This window comes from Rhizobium sp. Leaf306 (assembly GCF_001423425.1).
Taxonomy (GTDB): Bacteria; Pseudomonadota; Alphaproteobacteria; order Rhizobiales; family Rhizobiaceae; genus Neorhizobium; species Neorhizobium soli.
Genome location: NZ_LMNX01000003.1, coordinates 932252 through 952857 on the forward strand (window position 1 = coordinate 932252; position 20606 = coordinate 952857).

Annotated in this window: 18 protein-coding genes; 10 read left to right on the top strand and 8 right to left on the bottom strand. The window is 58.9% G+C overall.

Annotated features, from left to right (window positions below; genetic code table 11):
* The first annotated feature begins 11 nt into the window (after positions 1–11).
* Both ASG19_RS17620 and ASG19_RS17625 read left to right on the top strand, forming a co-directional pair.
* Positions 12–749, top strand: coding sequence for a type II CAAX endopeptidase family protein (locus tag ASG19_RS17620; RefSeq protein WP_200933918.1), 738 nt, complete (start codon positions 12–14; stop codon positions 747–749).
* 76 nt (positions 750–825) lie between these two features.
* Positions 826–1365, top strand: coding sequence for a hypothetical protein (locus ASG19_RS17625; RefSeq protein WP_156466544.1), 540 nt, complete (start codon positions 826–828; stop codon positions 1363–1365).
* Positions 1366–1948: 583 nt separating this feature from the next.
* Here ASG19_RS17625 and ASG19_RS17635 read toward each other — a convergent pair.
* From ASG19_RS17635 to ASG19_RS17655, 5 genes are all read right to left on the bottom strand, one after another.
* Positions 1949–3127 (bottom strand): alpha-hydroxy acid oxidase, encoded by a 1179-nt coding sequence (locus ASG19_RS17635; RefSeq protein WP_062460154.1) that lies wholly within the window; start codon positions 3125–3127, stop codon positions 1949–1951.
* Between the two features lie 91 nt (positions 3128–3218).
* The gene (locus tag ASG19_RS17640; protein ID WP_062460156.1) at positions 3219–4727 is read right to left on the bottom strand and encodes a tripartite tricarboxylate transporter permease; all 1509 of its coding nucleotides are present in this window, start codon (positions 4725–4727) and stop codon (positions 3219–3221) included.
* 31 nt (positions 4728–4758) lie between these two features.
* Complete coding sequence (locus ASG19_RS17645; RefSeq protein ID WP_062460158.1) at positions 4759–5220, bottom strand: tripartite tricarboxylate transporter TctB family protein; 462 nt, start codon at positions 5218–5220, stop codon at positions 4759–4761.
* On the bottom strand, positions 5217–6176 hold the full coding sequence (locus ASG19_RS17650) for a tripartite tricarboxylate transporter substrate binding protein (protein ID WP_082476395.1): 960 nt from the start codon (positions 6174–6176) through the stop codon (positions 5217–5219). Before ASG19_RS17650 ends, ASG19_RS17645 begins: the two co-directional genes overlap by 4 nt.
* Positions 6177–6227: 51 nt before the next feature.
* On the bottom strand, positions 6228–6923 hold the full coding sequence (locus ASG19_RS17655; protein WP_062460162.1) for an IclR family transcriptional regulator: 696 nt from the start codon (positions 6921–6923) through the stop codon (positions 6228–6230).
* Positions 6924–7054: 131 nt separating this feature from the next.
* Here ASG19_RS17655 and ASG19_RS17660 point away from each other — a divergent pair, with 131 nt between their 5' ends.
* Both ASG19_RS17660 and ASG19_RS17665 read left to right on the top strand, forming a co-directional pair.
* Positions 7055–8077, top strand: a complete 1023-nt coding sequence (locus ASG19_RS17660) for a hydroxyacid dehydrogenase (protein ID WP_244476206.1) — start codon at positions 7055–7057, stop codon at positions 8075–8077.
* A gap of 30 nt (positions 8078–8107) precedes the next feature.
* Positions 8108–8782: an RraA family protein gene (locus ASG19_RS17665; RefSeq protein ID WP_062460163.1), complete on the top strand. Its 675-nt coding sequence runs from the start codon at positions 8108–8110 to the stop codon at positions 8780–8782.
* Positions 8783–8952: 170 nt separating this feature from the next.
* Here ASG19_RS17665 and ASG19_RS17670 read toward each other — a convergent pair whose 3' ends face one another.
* Positions 8953–10206: a HipA domain-containing protein gene (locus ASG19_RS17670; RefSeq protein ID WP_062460165.1), complete on the bottom strand. Its 1254-nt coding sequence runs from the start codon at positions 10204–10206 to the stop codon at positions 8953–8955.
* A complete protein-coding gene (locus ASG19_RS17675; RefSeq protein WP_062460167.1) occupies positions 10199–10513 on the bottom strand; it encodes a helix-turn-helix domain-containing protein in 315 nt (104 codons plus the stop codon). The genes ASG19_RS17670 and ASG19_RS17675 overlap by 8 nt, the downstream gene beginning before the upstream one ends.
* 486 nt (positions 10514–10999) lie before the next feature.
* Here ASG19_RS17675 and ASG19_RS17680 point away from each other — a divergent pair, with 486 nt between their 5' ends.
* The 6 genes from ASG19_RS17680 (at position 11000) to ugpC (ending at position 18314) form a co-directional block, all read left to right on the top strand.
* Positions 11000–12025, top strand: a complete 1026-nt coding sequence (locus ASG19_RS17680; RefSeq protein WP_062460169.1) for a LacI family DNA-binding transcriptional regulator — start codon at positions 11000–11002, stop codon at positions 12023–12025.
* 29 nt (positions 12026–12054) lie between these two features.
* The gene (locus ASG19_RS17685; protein WP_062460171.1) at positions 12055–13359 is read left to right on the top strand and encodes an extracellular solute-binding protein; all 1305 of its coding nucleotides are present in this window, start codon (positions 12055–12057) and stop codon (positions 13357–13359) included.
* 106 nt (positions 13360–13465) lie between these two features.
* Positions 13466–14311, top strand: a complete 846-nt coding sequence (locus ASG19_RS17690) for a sugar ABC transporter permease (protein WP_062460173.1) — start codon at positions 13466–13468, stop codon at positions 14309–14311.
* Complete coding sequence (locus tag ASG19_RS17695) at positions 14308–15141, top strand: carbohydrate ABC transporter permease (protein ID WP_062460175.1); 834 nt, start codon at positions 14308–14310, stop codon at positions 15139–15141. Before ASG19_RS17690 ends, ASG19_RS17695 begins: the two co-directional genes overlap by 4 nt.
* Positions 15142–15153: 12 nt before the next feature.
* The gene (locus ASG19_RS17700) at positions 15154–17244 is read left to right on the top strand and encodes an ADP-ribosylglycohydrolase family protein (protein ID WP_062460177.1); all 2091 of its coding nucleotides are present in this window, start codon (positions 15154–15156) and stop codon (positions 17242–17244) included.
* Positions 17245–17255: 11 nt separating this feature from the next.
* Positions 17256–18314 (top strand): sn-glycerol-3-phosphate ABC transporter ATP-binding protein UgpC, encoded by a 1059-nt coding sequence (ugpC, locus tag ASG19_RS17705; protein WP_062460180.1) that lies wholly within the window; start codon positions 17256–17258, stop codon positions 18312–18314.
* 711 nt (positions 18315–19025) lie between these two features.
* Here ugpC and ASG19_RS17710 read toward each other — a convergent pair.
* Entirely contained in the window at positions 19026–20468 is a 1443-nt protein-coding gene (locus ASG19_RS17710; protein WP_062460182.1) for a M20 family metallopeptidase, read from the bottom strand.
* Positions 20469–20606: the final 138 nt, after the last annotated feature.

The window sequence follows — 20606 nt, forward strand, 5'->3', positions numbered from 1 at the left end:
AGGTTCGAAGGGTGATTTCAACCGATCGCGATTTCCCGTTCTACAACGGCAAGCCCGTCGAAATTGATGGACCGGGCTGGCTCCTTGTCATTGTATCGTTGGCGAGCGCTCTGCTTGTGCTCACCCTCGTTCCCCTTCGCACCTTCCCCTACAATCTCATTCCGGCGCTGCTGTTCGTCGCAGTCCCCGTGTTGGCGCTTCGCAAGGTAGCCGGGCCACACTGGAACTGCCTGTTCCGTCCTGTCGGATTTCGATCCGTGGGGCTGATGGTGCTGTTCGGGGTTGCTACGCTGCTGGGATCCATGGCGATGGGCTTGGTCCTGCAACAGTTTTTCGAACTTTACTCCAATCCCGTCGCGGATGCGATCGCCGCGATGTCGGCAACCCAGGTGAGTGCCACGCTTCTCGTGACCGGCATCCAGTTGGTAGGGGAAGAGCTTTTCGGAATACTGCCTTTCCTCGCTGTTTTGTGGCTGTGCGTACAGCGTTTGCACCTGTCACGAAGGTTGGGGATCGTTATCGCCGTTGTCGTTTCGTCTCTGCTCTTCGGCGCGGCGCATCTGCCGACCTATGACTGGCACTTTGCACAGTCTCTCATCGGCATCGGTTTTGCCCGCCTGATACTCACGCTCGCCTATATCGTCACGAGAAATCTCTGGGTCTCCGCGGGCGCCCATATCATCAATGACTGGACTGGATTTGTCTTCATGTTGGAGTTCGGCCACGTGCCGATCAACGCAGTGGAGTGAACGTCGAAGGCCAGTGGTCGCTAAGAAATCCACCTCATGGCCTTCGTGCCGCAACGTTCGAACGAAAGGACTTGGAATGCGTCTCGTAGCGAAATCTCTCATGGGCATGGTCCTGCTGTCGGCCCTCCCCGCGTCCGCAAACGACGTTCACCAGACGAAGTGCAAGGGCAACAGCGGAGCATGCATCCAGGAAGCCCAGCGCGTCTGCGGTGGTGAATACCACGTTCTTTTCAGTGAAAGCCACGCCGGAGGGCTCCTCGGCGACAGCGTTCCAGGACCGGTGACCTGGTACTCCATGAGCTACGAATGTCCGAACTCCCGTGGCGACAAGCCGGACTTCCCGTTCCGCGGCAACACGTATTCACCGCCGCCGGAACGCGACATCGAAACGAAGTCGCGGCAGAGGGTCTCCATCGGAAGCATGGGTAAATTCTGCCAGGGAGAAGCATCAGCCACGTTCGGTCGGAGGCCTCAGGAAATCCTTACTCTCCCGGTGGAGCGCACGGGGGGCGGGTTCACTGTCTACGGCCAGTTCCCACCCGAGGGATCGCGGGTCACCACGTTCGAGTGCCGCTTCGATTCGTCCGGTGCATTCAGGCGCGTTGTTCGCGATTAACGGCATATAGCCGCAAATTACGAACCCATTATAATCGCATTCCCGACCTGACTGATCGCCTGAGCTCTCAAATTAGAAACTAATGTCTTGAGTGGGCGGTCAGCATTCTCCATTCGGTCTCTATTCATGACAATTCACCTGTACTGGTGTAACGGGGAAGAAGATGGCAGCAATGGGAGGGCAGCCTGCGGCGTTCTAAAGTCATCGCGGCTGCTCATCCCCGGCATCCTGGGCGCGGGTGTTACAGTCTTGGGAATGCTGTGGATCACTTGGGCCTTGGTCCGAAGCGACGAGCAGACAATGCTCGACACGGTCGCCGAACGATCCTTGTTCGTGCCACTCGCTCTGCGGCGGAAGCGGACGCTGCAATTGCCATGCTGACCAACAGTGAGGGTGAGCCCTGCTCCAGTGCTGATATCGCGCTCATGCAGCGGGAAGTCTCGATACGCTGACAATCGAAGAGATAGGACTGATGGCCGCTTTTAAAAGCACCATACGAAAGCGTGAGCAATCATCATACTAATAGCATTCGTCCGTTGCGGCCAATGACGATGGATTTTCGAGTTGAGCGGCGGAGCGAAATTCAGACGCGAATAGAAATTGATGGAAGCTCAATAATTTCTGTCACACCCAACAGCCCCATATTCCTGTGCAATTCATCCGCAAGGATGCTTGCGGCTTTCGCGACACCGTTCTTTGAACCTACTGCTGCGGCGTAAAGGAATGGCCTCCCTACGAATACGAATTTCGCACCAATCGCGAGGGCTTTTGCGATATCTGTCCCCCGACGAATGCCACCATCGATCATGACAACCGTTTCTGATCCTACTCTATCCACTATCGCAGGCAGAGCTTTCATAGGTGCTATCGCGCCATCAAGCTGCCTGCCGCCATGGTTGGAAACTATGATGCCATCCGCCCCACGCTCTGCGGCAATGGCTGCATCTTCGGGATGAAGTATCCCCTTCACGACCAAGTTCCCGGTCCATCTTTGTCTGATCCGGCTGAAGTGGTCCCAACTCAGATGATCCTTTTTGCCGAAGTCGCGCATGACGTTCGACGCAATAATCGGCGCACCGCGCGTCGCATACGAGTTCTCAAAATGGGGAATGCCGTAATTGAGTATCGTACGTGCGAAAGTTCCAATCGTCCATGCCGGATGGGTCATTCCCTGCCAGGCAAGACGGAGGCTTGGCCGAAGAGGCGTCGAGAAGCCAGCGCGGATGTTATTTTCCCGGTTGGCCAGCACGGCGGTATCCACCGTCAGAACTAGAGTTTTGTAGCCTGCCGAAGCCACTCGATCTATCAATCCATCGATCCGGTCCGGCTCTCCCGGTAGATAGGCCTGAAACCATGATCGAGGTGCAGCTTCGATGATCTCCTCCAACCGTATCAGTGATGAGCCGCTCATGATCATGGCAATCCCGGCATCCTGCGCAGCTTGGGCAAGAACAAGATCGCCGCGGTACGCTATTAGGGCGCTTATACCCATCGGCGCTATCCCAAACGGAGCGCTCCATTCCTCGCCGAACAAGATTGTCTTTGTGGTTCTGGTCGACACGTTTCTTAGAACCCGTGGCGTGAGGCTTATCTCCCTGAACGCCGCTTCATTCATGCGCAGCGAGGCATTCGTCTCGCTTGCCCCGGCGATGTATCCAAAAAGCGGCGCGGGCAAATGACGTTTCGCCAGAAGCTCGAAATCATCAAGAGACAGGACATCGCGCAGGCGGTGCCCAGCCGAAGCAGAAAGAGCGGAAACCATAATTTTCAACCTTCACCGATGACCACATCGGCGGCGTTTCGATTTGAGTTTAAGACAATGAAAAAGGGCGCCCCTAAAGGCGCCCTCTTCTCTAATCTTCGCTCGCCTCGAAAGCGGCTTTTCTGTTCTTGCGAATGGTGGGCAGGATCAGCGTCAGCAGCATCAGAGCTGTGATGACAAGGAGAACGGCACTGATCGGTCGCTCGAAGAAAACCAACCAGTCACCCTGAGACAAGAGCATCGCGCGGCGCAGGTTTGTTTCCAGAAGCGGGCCCAGAACGAAGCCGAGAAGCAGAGGACCCGGCTCGCATTTTGCCTTCCGCAGGACGTATCCAAGGATACCGAAGAGGATGACCAGTGCCACGTCGAAGCCACGATTGCTGACGCTGTAAACACCCACGCAGCAGAAAAGCAAAATAGCCGGATACATCAGGCGGTAAGGGATCTGCAGCAGCTTCACCCACAGTCCAATCAGCGGCAGATTGATGACGAGCAACATGGCGTTGCCGAGCCACATCGATGCGACCAGACCCCAGAACAGTTCCGGCTGGTTCTGGATGACCGATGGGCCGGGGGTGATGCCGTGGATGGTCATCGCGCCCAGCATCATGGCCATGATCGAATTCGAAGGGATACCCAGCGTCAGAAGCGGAATGAACGATGCCTGGGCACCGGCATTGTTCGCAGCCTCGGGTCCGGCAACACCTGCAATCGCGCCGTGACCGAATTTCTCCGGCGTCTTCGAAATGCGCTTTTCGACGGAATAGGCGCTGAAGGCGCTTAACGTGGCGCCGCCGCCCGGGAGAACGCCGAGGATGGTTCCAACGCCGGTGCCGCGCAGAACTGCTGCCCAGCTGTCCTTGAATTCCTCCCGCGTCGGCCACAGCCGACCGATCTTGCTTTGCAGAACGCCGCGGATTTCCTTGGATTCAAGATTGGTGGCAATCTCCGCGATCCCAAACAGACCAACGGCGATCACGACGAAATCGATACCATCATAAAGGTCGGTCGAGCCGAAGGTCATGCGGGCCGAACCGCTGTTGACGTCGATGCCAACCATGCCGAGCACGAGACCGAGGCAAACCATGCCGATGGCTTTCACGACAGAACCGTGGGCGAGAATGGTGGCAGCGAGCAGCCCGAAGATACACAGCGCGACATATTCGGCTGGTCCAAAGGACAGTGCGAAGGCAGACAGCGTCGGTCCGGCAACGGCCAGAGCGATCGTTGCAACCGTGCCCGCGAAGAAGGAGCCGAGCGCTGCAATGGCCAAGGCGGCGCCCGCCCTGCCCTTTCGTGCCATTTGGTACCCGTCGATCGCGGTTACCACCGCCGAGGCTTCACCGGGAAGATTGACCAGAATGGCCGTCGTCGAGCCACCATATTGCGCGCCGTAGAAAATGCCGGCCAGCATGATCAACGCCCCGAGAGGCGGTAGGAAGAAGGTGACGGGGAGAAGAATTGCCACGGTTGCAGTCGGGCCGATACCCGGCAAAACGCCGATCAGGGTTCCCAGAAGCGCGCCGATGAAACAAAACATCAGATTGGTAGGTGTCAGGGCCTCGGAGAATCCGAGCATAAGGACGTCGAGAAAAGCCATCGAAATAATCCGATCAAATCAGGAAAGGTCGTCAGAAGGGCCAGATCGGCATCTGGACGCCAAGTCCGTAAACGAAGAGAAGCGCGCCGAGCGTCGTCAGAACTGCGGTCGAGATGAAAATCTCCTTCCAGCGCGATTCCGGATCGGCAAGGCTTCCCACAACCAGAAGCCAGATGGTTGCAGCGACAAAGCCGAAGCGTTCGGCTGCAAACGCAAATCCTGCGATGGCGGCGACCAGAATAAGCAGCGGCTTGGGGTTAACCGCATCCAGTGCCTCATGTGGCTTGGACAGTGCCTTGATGAGGACGATCACGCCGATGAGCGCAATGATGGCGCAGAGGGACTTCGGAAGGAAACCGGGGCCCATCATTGCCGGAGTGCCGTATGTCAGGTCGCGCCCGGCCCAAAGGCCAAGCGCTCCCAGAAATATCAGTACGCCACCCGCAAGAATATCGGGAAAGTCCCGACCGTTTGCTGCAGGCTTTATGCTCATTGCTGCACCCAAGGTGTTGTGTCCCAGATCTTCTGGAAGCGAGCGAGACGCGTTGGCATTTCCTTTTCCCAATCAGGACCGCTGAGATAGGCAAGTGGCAGCGCCATCTGCTTGGCTTGCTTCTGGAACTCAGGGTTATCCAGAGTTGCCTTGACGGCGGCAGCAAAACGGTCGGCGATTTCAGCCGGCACTTCGCGGGGAGCAGCGATGCCGCGCTCGGATGTCATCTCGACATTGAATCCGGATTCGATGGCTGTCGGGACGTCCGGAAGCTGAGGCGAGCGTTCCTTGCCGAAAGTATTGATCATCCGCAGGCCGGACGTATCGTTGCCGCCGAACTCGCTGACGTTGAGACCGCCACCGGTCACCTGTGCGCCAAGGATCGCGGTGCGGGTTTCGCCGGCACCGTTGAACGGAATATGCGTCATCTTAGTGCCCGTTTCGGCCCCGAGAATGATGATGGCGAGGTGATCATCCGTGCCGATGCCGGATGAGCCGAACGAAACCGCACCGGGCTTTGCCTTCGCTGCTTCGATGAATTGCGCGATAGTTTTGATTTCTGACGCCGCAGGAACGACGATAGCCGCAGGGTCGTCTACGATACGGGCAATCGGCTTGATGGTCTTTGGATCATAGCCGAGCTTTCTCTGCACCTGCATGGACAGGAAACCGGGCGTGTTGATGTAGGAGAAGGTGTAGCCATCCGGCTTGGCCTTTGCCAACGCCGTATACGCGATTTCGCCCGATGCGCCGGGGCGGTTTTCGATGACAATATCTGCGCCGAGTTCTTTTTCAAGATAGGGCTGCATGGCACGCGCCATGACATCCGTGCTGCCGCCCGGCGCAAAGGCAACGATCATCTGAATGGGTCGATCCTTCGGCCATTCGGCATGGGCCGAGCCAATCGTTGCAAGCAAAGTGCCGGCTGCCAATATCGCCGTTCTCATCATATTCATCAATATGCTCCTCCCAAGGAACGCTATGCGGGCCCGGCACCCGCTCTGGAACTAGCCGGGGTGTCCTCCAAGCGCAGCGCTGAGCTTGCGCGCGGCAACGCGGAGAATTTCGAGATTTTTTGACACGGCCTCGTCGTTGAAACGCGATGGCGGGCCGGTCAAAGCCAATGAGCCGAAGAGGGCTTGTCCGTCGCGGTAGACGGGAACGGCGACGCTCGCGACCTGTGGGTCACGCTCACCGATGGTGACATGAAACCCCTTGGCGCGAATATCGTCGTAAAGCTTTCCGGCGGATCCGGTGAACGCCAGAATGACACGCCCAGGCGCGCCACGATCGAGCGGCATGGAATCGCCAACACGCGCCGAGTGGCGGATCGATTGTGTGGAATCGTGCCGATGAAGGCAGACGCGGACATCTCCCTCTTTCACGTAGACCGCAGCGCTCTCGCCGCTCTCATCGCTGATCTGGGCAAGCAAAGGCTCAACGATGGCAGCTGATTTGAATGTAGATTGATAAAGCCCGCCGAGACGCACGAGCTTCGGGCCTAGCCGCCAGCTAGCATCATCATTGCGAACGAGCATGGAGGATTTCGCGAGCGAGCGCGCGATGCGCAGCACCGTGGATTTGTCGAGTTCCGTGCGACGCGCAAGCTCTCCGAGCGTCAACGAATAGTCGACATCGGTAAAAGCTTCCAGCATCGAGACAGCGCGTTCAACAGCTGCGACACCTGAAGAATTGCCTGGCATTGGTTCAAACCTCCCTCAAAAAGATATTGTACTAAGTACAACACCTTTTCATCCAGTACAATAACCGATAATGAGGATTCGTCAACCGTCGCTTACCTGTCAGGCGACGCACCGGAGTTCGGGAGGGTTTAGTGAACAAAATCAATGCAGCGGAAGCTGCTGAAAACCTATCAACGGCGAATGCGAGGGGTCTCAAGGTTCTTGTGACTGGGGCGGAATTGGCGCCTGAAGCAACAGAACTTCTTAAACGACATGCAATCGAGATTGTTTATGCGGACGGCTACAGCGGCTCGGAAAATCTCGCTGAGATCGCAAGAACAAACGCGGTCGATGCGATCCTCGTCAGACAAGGCCAGATAAACGATCAGGTCATCGCTTCCTCCTCCCGACTTCGCGTGATCGCAAAACACGGCAGTGGTGTGGACAATATCGATCTCAACGCCGCCACTTCCCACAGCATCCCGGTTCTGCGCGCCCTCGCAGCGAACGCCCAGTCGGTCGCTGAACTTGCGATCACCCTGTCCGTGACGCTGATGAAAGACATCGGCAGCCTGAGCGACAACGTGAAGGGCGGCGCCTGGCCGAAGACGAAATATGTCGGACGCGACCTCGCGGGCGCCTGCTTCGGCATTATCGGATTTGGCGAGATCGGGCGCAGGACGGCTAAGCTTGCGCAGGGCCTCGGTATGGAAACCATCGCATACGACCCGTTTGCGGAGGATGCAGATGGCACGCGCGTGAGCCGCGACCTGTCGGAGGTCCTCGCGCAGAGCGATATCGTCAGCCTGCATTGCCCGCTGACACCGCAGACCCATCACCTTATCAACGCCGACCGGCTGAAGGCGATGAAATCCACGGCCTTCATCGTCAACACGTCTCGTGGCGCCGTCATCGATGAGGCTGCTCTTCTGGATGCATTGAAGGACGGCAGCATCGCAGGTGCCGCACTCGACAGCTTCGAGCAGGAACCACCCGCGACCGATCACCCGTTCTGGGTTCTGCCAAATCTGATCGCAACGCCTCACGTGGGCGGGGCAAGTCGATCAGCGCTGAAGAACATGGCCGTACAGAGTGCGCAGCACATCGTCGATGTCCTCACCGGCGCGCCCTTTGATCGTCGGGCACTCGCCAACCAGAACCTCGCTCAGAACTAAACCACCAAATTTGAAAACAGAGGAATCGAAATGTTGGGTTTCAGAGTATGCAAGCGTAACCAGAATGTCAGCGCGGAATGGGTCGAGAAATTCAGAACTCTGCCTGTCGCCAACGTGAGTGATGTCATGTCCCGCATGACGGCGGGCGGCGCGCCGCTTCGACCGTTCTATACGGGTCCGAGAATGGTCGGCGCCGCGGTGACGGTCAAAGCGCGCCCAGGCGACAACCTGATGGTCCACAAGGCACTCGACATTGCCGAGCCTGGTGACATCGTCGTTGTCGATGCCGGTGGTGATCTCAGCAATGCGATCATTGGGGAACTGATGGTTGCGCATGCAGCACAGCGCGGTCTCGGCGGCATCGTTATCTTCGGCGCCATCCGCGACAGCGAAGAACTGCTGGCCGGATCATTCCCCGTCTTTGCAGCAGGTGTCACCCATCGCGGCCCCTACAAGGATGGTCCCGGCGAAGTCAACGTGCCTATCGCCATCAACGGCATGGTCATCGAGCCGGGTGACCTCATCTGCGGCGACGCCGATGGCCTGCTCTCTGTGCCGCTGTCCTCGGTCGAAACGGTCTTCGAAGCCGCATCGAAGAAGCACGCGGCAGAGACAAAGCAGATGGAAAACATCAAGCTCGGCAAGAACGACCGTGCCTGGGTCGACGCGTCTCTCACGCGGCTCGGCTGTGTTATAGAAGCCTGATCAAAACGAGGCGTGGAAACACCCACGCCTCGTTCAGCCGAGTTGTCTCGCCTTGATGGGATTCGAACCTTTGGCACCCAACGTTAAGCGGAAATTATTTCCGCTTAACGTCCATTTGCGGCTCAGTCGCCTTGAACGGACATAAACCGTCGATCCGCGGAACCACAGCGCTAGTTGGTGTGCATGCCGATGATTGGCGTCATCAATTTGATGTGCGCATCGATACGCTCGAGCACCCTTGGCGGAACGACCTCACGCTCTGGCAGTGACCACCATGCTTGGTTCACCCGCTCCACAGTTTCGGTTGCGGCTTGCAGGACGGCGGCCTCCGGCAGGCGCGCACGATTGGCGAATGCTTTCCATCGGTGCACATTCAGCGCTTTGAAGGGGCGCTCGCCTGCAAGCGATAACGCCATTGCGTCTGCCGGAATATAGGGAATGGTCGAGAGTACGTCATAGACCGGCGAAAGCCCAGGTTTGTCGCCCTTATCCCGATAAATCACTGACCAGTTTTTCAAGTGCATGTCACCGTTCCCAGTGATGGCAGCGAGAGCCAGCCGACGCACGAATTCGAGTGCGGCCGCGGACGATACGGCAACGTTCAAGGCTGCCGCGATATCATGATAGGCGGCACCTTCGTATTTCCGCGAAGGATAGACGCCGAACACCTGCGCGAAATCCTCAATATGTATCCGATCGCCACCTGCCTCGCGATCGAAGCGTTTGACGAGCAGCACTTTCCCATCCGACAGCGTCTCGAACTCCTCCGGGATACCTTCGAACTCCGATTGCTCGACCAGTTCGCGTTCCGGAACCTCCATGCCGATGGCTTCAGCTAATGCGAGATTGGCATATTCGTTTTCCGACACCCCGGGAAACGAGGTCGATGGAAACTTGGCGATGTAGGATCCCTGGTCATCACCGAGCGGCAGTGTCAGTCCGCCGCCCTTCCCCGTATTTTTGATGACCGAAAGCTTCATCTGGACGCCGGCAAGCGAGAACCGCGCCTTCGGCTTCGGAACAGGCAGCTTGTCGAGACTCGCAATCGTTCTGTCACTCGGTACGACGCGGACAGCGCCAGGCAGATCCGAACCCAGCGCGACGAGCAAGTCGAAATCGTTTCCTGCACGAATACTTCCCGCGTGGTGTTTTTCCATCGCCTCGCGCAGTTTGTCTTCCGGGAGCAGATTGGCGAAGAACGCTGGCAACGCTCTGGCGACAGGTTTCGGATCCTTGCGCAAGCCTCCGGTGGCTGCGCGAAAAGAAAGGCTGACCACAGGAAAGCCGCCAGTTGCGCGATAGTTATCCTCGAAACTGAAGACGTTGAAATCGCCGGGCGTCCTGACGATCGTGCCGACCTTCAAATGGTTCAGCAGCACGTCGAGCGACGAGATGGATCTCGGATCAGATAAAACTTCAGACATTCTCATCCCCGTCTGGATGAGCCATGAACGCCGGGAGATCATCAAGATCGTCATGCGGCCGCAGCAACGCATCGACGGCCGGAACCATCGCCTGTGGGATGAGCATTAACTCAAGTCCGAGAGCGCGAGCAATATTGATGAGGGTTGTCGTACGCGCAGCAGTGCTTCCGGCTTCTATCTCACGATAGCGGGGACGCGATATACCCGACATGTCGGCAACCTGCTCCTGGGTCAATTGCAGGCCTTTACGCGTAGCCTTCAGCAACTGCCCGATTTCCAGCAAGGCATCTGACTCAGACGGTGCCATCCTACCTACCTAAAAGTTCTCCGTGTAGCAGAGCCAACTATCTGCAAAAATTCTGAGCTCAGTCAACAGGTAAGATATAAATACGGATCATTATGCCTTAATTGATCTGTTTATATATCATTAATTTTGTCTTCTTGAATGCCGCGCCACACCTGGCGAGATGCACTCACCATAGATGCTTTGTTAAAGGCGCGTCCCTATTTCCGCTCGCCCTCGGCACTGATGCCAGAGAGAAACGGAATGAGCATGTCCAAACACGATCTTTCATCACGTCATTTTCAGCGAAAAATTTTGGAATTTTGCGAGGTGCGTATTGCACCGATATCCTCGACGCGGGTGCTGGAGAATATCCGTTACCGCAGGCGTCGCCGCAGCTTTCCTGGAATCCCTCGCCTTCCCGCCGTTTAGGGTAGGATGTTTTTTGTCCTATCCATTGACCGATTGATACGTAGCAATTATAGTTATTACGTATCAACCGAGGAAATCATGCGGGATCGTAGAGTTACTCAACGGCAGGTCGCTGAACGAGCAGGCGTCGCGCAAGCTACCGTTTCACTTGTCTTGAATGGTGGCCGCGATAAGGTCACCACTGAAACGGCTGAGCGTGTAGAAACGGCTATTGCGGATCTCGGCTACCAGCCAAACCGCTTTGCTCAAGCGCTTCGAACGCGTCGCACCTATATCATTGCCTGCGTTGTCCCGGACCTTGCCAACCCCTTTTACCCGTCCCTCGTTGTCGCAGTGCAACGGGTTGTTCGAGCTGCCGGCTACGAAGTCATCACCATCGACACGGAAGGTGAGTTGACCAACGAAAGACAGGTGGTGGCGGCCGCGCAACAGGGGCGCTTCGATGGCATTGTCGGCGTTTTCTTCAGACTCGGCGCAAAGGATCTCGCCCCGCTTGAAAAGGCGGGTATCCCAGTCGTCCGGATCGAAGCCAGCCGCAAATCCGGCGGACCGCTCCCGATCGACGATCTCTTCATAGACAACGAAGCCGCCGCGCGTGCGCTAACGACACACCTTGGAGACCTGGGCCATCGTGCGATCGCAATGATCGCAGCGCCGGGTGGCCCGCAGCAGGTTCGCCTGAGAGGTTATCTCAACGCAATGGAAGCAATCGGGGCAGAACCAATCGCCTTGGAGGCGTCTCACTTCACGGTCGATGGAGGCCGCAAGGCTGCCGATGACCTGGTGGCCAGCGGCCGCCCTGTCACCGCGATCATCGCTGCCAACGATCTCATGGCAATCGGGGTCATGCAAAGTCTCATCGCAAACGGCCTTTCCATCCCCGCTGACGTATCGGTGGCAGGCTTTGACGACATTCTGGCATCTGCCCTGGTCACGCCTGCGCTCACGACGGTCGCACAATTCCAGGATCGGATGGGAGCGCACGCTGCGGATTGCATGCTTGCGCGTCTTGCCAGCGGGCACATCGATCCCGGACGTACCGAGGAAATGCCATTCGAACTGATCATCCGGGCTTCCGTTGCCGCACCTCGACAGCCCCAATAACACCAGATCAAAACAGGGAGGAAAACTTAATGAGGAAGAGTTCACTTGCCATCGCAGCTATGCTGCTGCTCGGCACCGCACAAGCAGCATTCAGCCAGGGAGGCGTTTCCTGGTGGTATGAACAGGCCACGCCGGAGCAGCAGAAACTTATCCAGCAGAACATTATAGCGCCCTTTAACGCCGCTCACCCGGACAGCGTCCTCGCCGTCGACTATCGCGGCAGCGAACTCGACAAGCAGTTGCGCGTCGCCATGCTCTCCGGCAATGGCCCTGATGTCGTCTACACCGCAGGCCCGAGCTATGTCGCCCCTATGGCCCAGTCCGGCCAACTCATGGCACTTGACGACTATGCCGCCAAGTTCAAATGGCAGGACCGCATTCTCCCGGTCTTCCTGAAGATGGGTGAGTACAACGGCAAGATCTATGCGCTGCCGAAGACGTACGAAACAGTTGGTCTTTTCTTCAACAAGACCCTGTTCGAGAAAAACAGCTGGCAGGCACCCAAGACGCTCGATGAGCTGGAGACGCTGGCCGACGCTATGCTCAAGGCAGGTGTAACGCCCTTTGCGGCCGGCAATGCCGACTGGCGCGGCGCCAACGAATGGTTCGTGACGCTTGCTCTCAACTCGGTCGCCGGCCCGGAGAACATGAATAAGGCGCTGCGCGGCGAGCTGCCCTGGACGTCCGAACCTTTCGTCAAGGCTATCGACCGGCTCGACGGCTGGTGGCAGAAGGGCTATTTTGGCAAGAACTACTTTTCGCTGACAAGCAGCGAGCAGGCGGCCGACATGATGGCTTCCGGTCGCGCCGGCATGATGCCGACCGGCACCTGGCAATTCCAAAATGTCGCGAGCTACGGCAAGAAGGCAGGAACGGAGCCCGGTTTCGTGGGCTTCCCAAGTGCCAGCGGCGATCCCGTCTTCCCCCTCGGCATCGGCTCCACGTTCTCCATCGCCACGCGCGCGAAAAACCCGGATGGCGCTGCAGCGGTCATCAACTACGTCTTCTCGCCCGAAGTCTACGGGACCATGAACTCCGCCTGGCAGGGCGAATGGAACATTCCCTTGAAGGACATCTCCACCGTAAAGATGGCGAGCGAGGTCACCCCGCTCTTCACTGAAACGATGAAGACCCTGACTGCCGCCGTCAGCGATGGTGACTACGGCTACACGACCTGGACCTTTCTGCCGCCGGCGACGGACAGCTACCTGATCAACGGCATCGAGGAGGTGTGGCTGAAGAAGAGCACGACGCAGGACTTCCTCGCCAAGCTGGATGCGTCCTTCCAGAAGGAAAAGAAAGCCGGAAAGGTGCCCGCCGTCCCGGCACGCTGATCCTCGTCATCCCGAACCGCCGCGCGCCGACCACGGTGCGCGCGATCCGGCTCCCCCATCACGCAGTGGGTGCCGGCGGACTGGTCGGTTTCAAAAGGTACACCTCATGCACCGTCTCTATGTCTTGCCGACATTGATCATCAATATCGTCATCATCGCCATACCCGCGCTGATGACGGTCATGCTCGCCTTTTTTGAGTGGGACGGCATCAGCGATCCGATCTTCGTCGGCCTCGACAATTTCCGCACACTCTGGGACGACAGCGTCTTCTGGACCGCGCTGACCAACAATGTGGTGTGGACGATCATCTTTCTCATCGTTCCCATCACGATGGGGCTCCTAGCCGCAACCATGATGCTCGTTGCGCGGCGGAGCGCCAATTTCTTTCAGGTCATATACTTTCTGCCCGTCATTATCGCGACGGCGATCACGGGCCGCGTGTGGCAGGGCATGATCTACTCCCCCGTCACGGGCATTACGGGCCTCCTCCAACGCTACGGCATCGATGTCGCAAACCCCCTGACGGAAACTTCGAGCGCGCTTTACGGCATCGCCGTTGTCGATCTCTGGCATTGGTGGGGGTTTCTCTGCGTCATCTTTTTTGCAGCGCTCCGGCAAGTTCCCTCCGAGCAGATCGAGGCCGCCCGGGTTGAAGGCGCCACGTTCTTCCAGACGATCCGTTACGTGCTTCTGCCCGGCATCATGCCGACGATCACCCTGATGATGATCATGACCGTGATCTGGTCCTTCCTCGTGTTCGACTTCGTCTACATCCTGACGCAGGGAGGTCCCGCCTATTCCTCCGAAGTGCTGTCCACCTTCGCCTACCGGTCAGCGTTTTACGACCTCGCCGTCGGCAAGGCTGCTGCAATTTCCGTCGTCATCAGCCTGTTCGGCCTTGCAGCCACTGTCGTCTATATCCGCGTCCAGGCCAGGGAGTTCGATCAATGAACATGACCGAAAGCCGACTTACGCAGTGGATGGTCCACATCACGCTGGCTGTGTTGCTGATCATCACGCTCTTCCCAATAGCCCTGATGGTGCTCAACGCCGTCAAACCTTCGGCGGAGATCGTCCAGAACCCGCTAGCCTGGCCTACGCACCTGCGATGGGACAATTTCACGCGAGCCTGGAGCGACGCGAATTTCGGTCGCACACTCTTCAATTCGGCCGTTCTCACGGCCATGACCATCGTCCTTGTCTGTGCGACCGGTTCGCTGACGGCATACGTTCTTGCCCGACGCAAGATCAAGACGTGGAAGATCCTGACCTTCTACCTGCTGGCCAGTACGACGGCGCCGATCCAGCTGTTCTTGTTCCCGCTCTATTTCGGCTTTGCCCGCTTCGGCCTGATCAACAATCCCATTGCCGTCGCCTTCATCTACACGGCGGTCTACTCCCCCTTCGCGATCATGCTGTTGCGAACCTATTTCCTCGCGGTGCCGAAGGAGCTGGAGGAAGCCGCGCTGATCGATGGCGCAACCCACTGGCAGGTCTTTACCAGGGTCTTTCTGCCAATCGTCTCGCCCGGCATCCTTACCGTCGCGCTCATCATCGGCCTCTATTCGTGGAACGAGTTTCTGATCGCGACCACCTTCCTGCAGGGACAGGATCAGCTGACGGCTGTCGTCTCGTTCTTTCTTCTCTCCGGCCAGTACGCGTCCGACTGGGGCGTCATCATGGCCGCCGCCCTCATTATCGTCCTTCCCATTGTCGTCCTCTTCGTCCTGCTGCAGCGCCGTTTCATCGACGGCATGGCTGGCGGCTCGGTGAAAGGCTAACAGGAGCATAACATGTCCATTCCCACCGACTACACCAACCGCGTATACGCGGGCGTCCTCGGCAAGCTCATCGGCGTCTATCTCGGCCGTCCCTTCGAGAACTGGCGCTACAAGGACATCCTCGAGAAGCTCGGCCCGATCACCTATTACGTCCACGAGCGGCTCGGCGACCCACTGGTGGTGACCGACGACGATATCGCCGGCACGTTCACCTTCCCCAGAGCGCTCGACGACTATGGCATCTCGCCGGATCTCTCCGCGGAAGATATCGGCAAGGCCTGGTTGAATTACATCATCGAGGAGCGCTCGATCCTCTGGTGGGGCGGCGCTGGAAATTCGACCGAACACACGGCCTGGCTCAATTTGGCGCGCGGCATACCCGCACCGGCCTCAGGCTCGATCGAGACCAACGGCGCCACTGTGGCAGAACAGATCGGTGCGCAGATTTTCATTGACGGCTGGGCACTGGTCTCGCCGGGAAACCCGGCCCAGGCCGCGAAACTGGCTCGTGCCGCCGGCTCGGTCAGCCATGACGGAGAATCTGTCAATGCGGCCGTCCTCTGGGCAGCCATGGAGGCGGAGGCCTTTCTCAGCAAGGATGTCGATCATCTCCTCGATACGGGTCTGTCCTACATTCCAAAGGACAGCCTGATCGCCAAGCTTGTCGCCGACATCCGCGCCTGGACATCGGGCAACGAGGACTGGGAAGCCACGCGACAGAAGATCGAGGATACGTACGGCTACGACAAATACCCGGGCAACTGCCATGTGGTGCCGAACCATGCATTGATGATCATGGCGCTGCTCCACGCGCCGCACGACTTCCAGCGCGGGCAGATGATCGTTAACACATCCGGCTGGGACACAGACTGCAACGCTGGCAACCTTGGTTGCCTTCACGGCATCATGCTTGGACTTGAAGGGCTCGAGGCCGGTCCCGACTGGCGGGGACCCGTTGCCGACCGCCTGTATATCTCCTCGGCAGATGGCGGCCGTTCGATCACTGATGCGGTCGATATCTCGCTCTGGCTTGCCAATCTCGGCCGCAAACTTGCAGGCATCCCGGCCCAACCGGCACCCAAGGACGGCGCGAAGTTTCATTTCTCGCTTCCCGGTTCCGTTCAGGGTTTCCGTCCGCAGCCGAGCCAGATTGCGGTGGACGATCTGAGGGTGAGCGGTAACGATACGGCGCTTGCGATCGACTTCAAGGCGCTCGCTCCGGGCCGCGAGGCAGCAACCACGACGCCGGTCTTCATACCCCACGACGTCCTCAAGATGCGAACCTACGACCTTATGGCGAGCCCGCGCCTTCACGCCGGGCAGATACTTCGCGCCCATGTCCACGCCGATAAGGCGAACAGAGGGACGGTCGAAGCGAAGCTTCGTATCCGGCACTACACGAGCGACGACACTCTGGCGGACATTGACATGCCGATGGGCAAGCTACTGTCGGCGGGAGAAACTGTTACGCTCGAATGGGTCGTGCCGGAAACGGGCTACCAGCCGATCGCCGAGGTTGGCGTGGTGCTTGTCTCGCGCGATGGACGCGCCGACGGGCGTATTCTTCTCTCCGCACTGACCTGGGACGGATGCCCGGATGTCACATTCCGCCGGCCGCAGGGTGCGGGCGATTTCTGGCGGCGGGCTTGGGTTTCCAACGTCCATTTCTTCTCGAAGCACTTTCCGCAGGATATCCGGATCAGCCAGAACCGTGGTTCCGGCATCATCCTGCAGGGAACACGCGACTGGACGGACTATGCCGTCGAGGCGGACCTGATGCTGCACCTGGGCGACTACGGTGGCCTTGTCCTGCGGGCGGAAGGACAACGGCGCTATTACGCGGCACGTGTCACGCGCCAGGGCGAGCTTCAAGTCGTCCGACGTCGCGATGCCGACGAGACCATCCTTGCGTCCGTGCCGCTTGAAACGGCCTTCGAGACAGCGTTCACCATGGTTGCTACAGCCAAGGGCGATCGCCTGAGCGTTACCGTCGGCGAAGTCACGCTCGAGGCGCAGGATGACGCCTTTGCCGGCGGCGCAGCCGGCATGGAGATCTACGAGGGCGCCTTGTCGTCGACCCGTATCCGTATCCGGGCAGCCTAGGAGAACGCATCATGGGGAACGTCACGATCAGCAAGGTCGTCAAGACCTACGGCAGCCTGGAAGTGGTTCACGGGATCGCCGCGGAGATCGCCGACGGCGAATTCGTGGTCCTGGTGGGGCCGTCGGGCTGTGGCAAGTCCACGCTCCTGCGCATGATCGCAGGCCTAGAAGACATCTCCGGCGGTACGATCTCGATCGGCAACCGGGTCGTCAACGACCTGCCGCCAAAGAGCCGCGACATCTCGATGGTCTTTCAGAACTACGCCCTCTATCCCCATATGACGGTGGAAGAGAACATGGCCTTCTCCATGACCCTTGCCGGTGCCAGCAAGGAAGAGAAGTCGAGGCGGGTACGGGAGGCGGCCGAAATCCTCGGCCTCGTACCTCTTTTGGAACGCAAGCCGAAGGCCCTCTCGGGTGGCCAGCGGCAACGCGTCGCCATGGGCCGCTCGATCGTGCGCGATCCACAGGTCTTCCTGTTTGACGAGCCCTTGTCCAACCTGGATGCCAAGCTACGGGTGCAGATGAGGGGCGAGATCAAGTCGCTTCATCGTCGGCTTCGCACGACAATGGTCTACGTCACCCACGATCAGATCGAGGCCATGACCATGGCCGACAGGATCGTGGTGATGCAGAGCGGGCGGATCGAACAGGTCGGCACCCCGCTTGAACTTTACGATCGGCCCGCCAATGCTTTCGTCGCGCAGTTTATCGGTTCGCCGGCCATGAACCTGTTCCCGGCTGTCGTCGCCGATGGCGGCCTCGTCCTTGCAGGCCGCCGCCCTACGGGCATCCGAGCCCCGGCAGACGCCCGGCCCGGTCAGAAGATCCTCGTCGGCAAGCGCCCGGAGGAAATCGATATCGGCGCCGAGACCGGTCTGGAAGCCACGGTGACAAACATCGAGCCGACCGGATCTGAGACATTCCTGGAGATGCTGATGGACGGAGATTCAATCTCCGTCGTTCTTCGCAACCGGCCTCAATTCGACGTCGGCAGCCGTCAGAAGCTGTCCCTCTCACGGGGCGCAATCCATCTCTTTGATGAGGAATCAGGAAGGCGTATTGGTTAGGACGAGTTGATGGTCAACAGCTCTCGCCTTACAATGACCGTGTGCGGCTTTAAGATGCATCGACTATCTACCAACGCTCCCCACGTCTTGATGGGGATCGAACCAATGACCCCTGCCCCTTGTATTCTTAGGCTGCCGTAGTTGGATGATCTTAGGATGGCTGGCTGGCTGCTCTCCCCTACTGACCTAATAGGAAGACCTGCCCAGCAGTCTCAACAGTCGGCCCAAACCGTCCATCAAGCTGCTGCACAAAATGGCTCGCGGATAATCCGGAGCCCATAAGGTATGAAGGTCGAAACCTCCAGAGGGGAACAGCAGACAAGCGAAACTGGGAGGAAGCCGCTATGCATCTGCTGGTGGCGTTAAGCTTGTTTATTGATCAGGCCAAAACCGTCTGTGCAGTCCAGCTATGGTTCAAACGCCCGCCCTTGAAGCGGCTATCATAAAGGCTGTGTTCGCGCCCTTGGGACGATCTCCGGGGAGCCAATGCACCACGAAGGTGGATCTGTCAAAATACCGACCACCCGAAGCCCAGTTGTGCGGCCGTTGGCGTCCTTTTTCTCCAACCCAACGCCGGAGTGATGAAACAGGTTGCAGGCACAGAAGAGCATGAAAAACCGCCTGGTCGCAGAAGCCGGTGTGCCTCCTGCATCGCGCCAGGCCTCTACATTGGCTGTTACTTGCCTAGTTAAGCTGCTGCTGCGGTCTGACCTACGACTGCATCCCTGGCACGATGTCCGCCGGGATCGGGCAAACATAGGCCTTGCCATCGGTCTTCTCCGCCCACTCGGCCTTCGCAGCCGCCAAGAGTTCCGGCGAGGTCATCAGCGACAGGCCGGTGGTTGCGATCGCCTTTGCCGCATGCGCCATCGCCTTGTGGGCCGCCGGGCTCTTGCCTTGCGCCACCACCTGCCAGGTGTGCGGGTTGGTGCCGATCGCCCATGTCGGCGTCCAGCATTGCGCCGTCGGAGTGACCCAGCTGACATCGCCGACATCGGTCGAGCCGGCGCGGAAATGCGACTGGCCCTCGAAGTCGCGCAGACCCAGATGCAGCGGCGTCGAACCGTCTACCTTGGCGTTGGAGAAGACGTCGCCCTTGATCTCGTAGAGCCGGATGCTGCTCTTGATCGCCTCGTCGGTGAACGTGTCCTGGACCGCCTTGGCGAAGGCGAGATCGGCCTCGTCGAAGGCAACCGGGCCAAGCGCCACCATGTTCTCGTGCATGGCGGTTTCGAGTGTGATGTTCGGCAACAGGTTGGTGGAGGCCGTGTCGAAGACGATCTCGACCTCGGTCTCGGTCATCATGGCAGCGCCGCGCGCCACCTTGTCGACGCGCTTGGCAAGATCGAGCGCCTGCGGCATTTCCGGAGCGCGGATCAGGTAGACGACCTCGGCCTGCGCCTGCACGACGTTCGCCGCCCGGCCGCCGGTATCGGTGATCGCATAGTGGACGCGGCAATCCTGCGGCATGTGTTCGCGCAGGAAGTTGACGCCGACATTCATCAGTTCCACGGCGTCCAGCGCCGAACGGCCGAGATGGGCGGCGTTCGAGGCATGCGCGGCAAGGCCCTTGAAGCGGTAGTAATATTCGAGAACGGCGAGATTGTTGGTCGAGCGCACGCCGTTGAACGGCGCCGGATGCCAGGTCAGCGCTGTATCGACGTCGTCGAACAGGCCGGCGCGGACCATGAAGGTCTTGCCGGAACCGCCCTCCTCGCCCGGGCACCCATAGTAGCGCACGGTGCCGGCGAGGTTGTTGTCCTTCAGGTGCTTTGCCAGCGCGATTGCCGCCATCAGCGAACCGACGCCGAGAAGATTGTGGCCACAGCCGTGGCCGGTACCGCCCGATACGAGCGGCTTGTGCTCGGCAATGCCGGCGGCCTGGCTCATGCCGGCCAGCGCATCGAACTCGCCCAGAATAGCAATCACCGGCTTGCCGCTGCCAAACTCGCCGATGAAGGCCGTCTCCATGCCTGCTACGCCGCGCGTTACCGCAAAACCGTTCTCCCCGAGTTTTTCGGCAAGCATCGCGGACGATTGCCTTTCATCGAACTTCAGTTCGGCAAAATCCCAGATGCTGTCGCTCAGCCTGGTGAATTCGGGCTTCATCTGCTCGATTGCGTCGGCAATCGACGTCACGGCGTCGCGGTTCATGGCATGTCCTCGTAGTCGGTCCCAGGCCCGTTCAACGGGCGCAGAAAACCTGCCGGCGGTTGAAGTGCCGGATCATCTCGATGAATAAGGAATGCCGCGCCGGATCCGCCGGTGCGGCACTGTGGTCAGTGTTCGGGT

Excerpts from the sequence above, each read along its gene's own strand:
- ASG19_RS17710 (WP_062460182.1), bottom strand. The coding sequence starts at position 20,468 with ATGAACCGCGACGCCGTGACGTCGATTGCCGACGCAATCGAGCAGATG.
- ASG19_RS17655 (WP_062460162.1), bottom strand. The coding sequence starts at position 6,923 with ATGCCAGGCAATTCTTCAGGTGTCGCAGCTGTTGAACGCGCTGTCTCG.
- ugpC (WP_062460180.1), top strand. The coding sequence starts at position 17,256 with ATGGGGAACGTCACGATCAGCAAGGTCGTCAAGACCTACGGCAGCCTG.
- ASG19_RS17700 (WP_062460177.1), top strand. The coding sequence starts at position 15,154 with ATGTCCATTCCCACCGACTACACCAACCGCGTATACGCGGGCGTCCTC.
- ASG19_RS17625 (WP_156466544.1), top strand. The coding sequence starts at position 826 with ATGCGTCTCGTAGCGAAATCTCTCATGGGCATGGTCCTGCTGTCGGCC.
- ASG19_RS17650 (WP_082476395.1), bottom strand. The coding sequence starts at position 6,176 with ATGAATATGATGAGAACGGCGATATTGGCAGCCGGCACTTTGCTTGCA.
- ASG19_RS17680 (WP_062460169.1), top strand. The coding sequence starts at position 11,000 with ATGCGGGATCGTAGAGTTACTCAACGGCAGGTCGCTGAACGAGCAGGC.
- ASG19_RS17695 (WP_062460175.1), top strand. The coding sequence starts at position 14,308 with ATGAACATGACCGAAAGCCGACTTACGCAGTGGATGGTCCACATCACG.
- ASG19_RS17685 (WP_062460171.1), top strand. The coding sequence starts at position 12,055 with ATGAGGAAGAGTTCACTTGCCATCGCAGCTATGCTGCTGCTCGGCACC.
- ASG19_RS17635 (WP_062460154.1), bottom strand. The coding sequence starts at position 3,127 with ATGGTTTCCGCTCTTTCTGCTTCGGCTGGGCACCGCCTGCGCGATGTC.
- ASG19_RS17645 (WP_062460158.1), bottom strand. The coding sequence starts at position 5,220 with ATGAGCATAAAGCCTGCAGCAAACGGTCGGGACTTTCCCGATATTCTT.
- ASG19_RS17675 (WP_062460167.1), bottom strand. The coding sequence starts at position 10,513 with ATGGCACCGTCTGAGTCAGATGCCTTGCTGGAAATCGGGCAGTTGCTG.
- ASG19_RS17665 (WP_062460163.1), top strand. The coding sequence starts at position 8,108 with ATGTTGGGTTTCAGAGTATGCAAGCGTAACCAGAATGTCAGCGCGGAA.
- ASG19_RS17640 (WP_062460156.1), bottom strand. The coding sequence starts at position 4,727 with ATGGCTTTTCTCGACGTCCTTATGCTCGGATTCTCCGAGGCCCTGACA.
- ASG19_RS17670 (WP_062460165.1), bottom strand. The coding sequence starts at position 10,206 with ATGTCTGAAGTTTTATCTGATCCGAGATCCATCTCGTCGCTCGACGTG.
- ASG19_RS17690 (WP_062460173.1), top strand. The coding sequence starts at position 13,466 with ATGCACCGTCTCTATGTCTTGCCGACATTGATCATCAATATCGTCATC.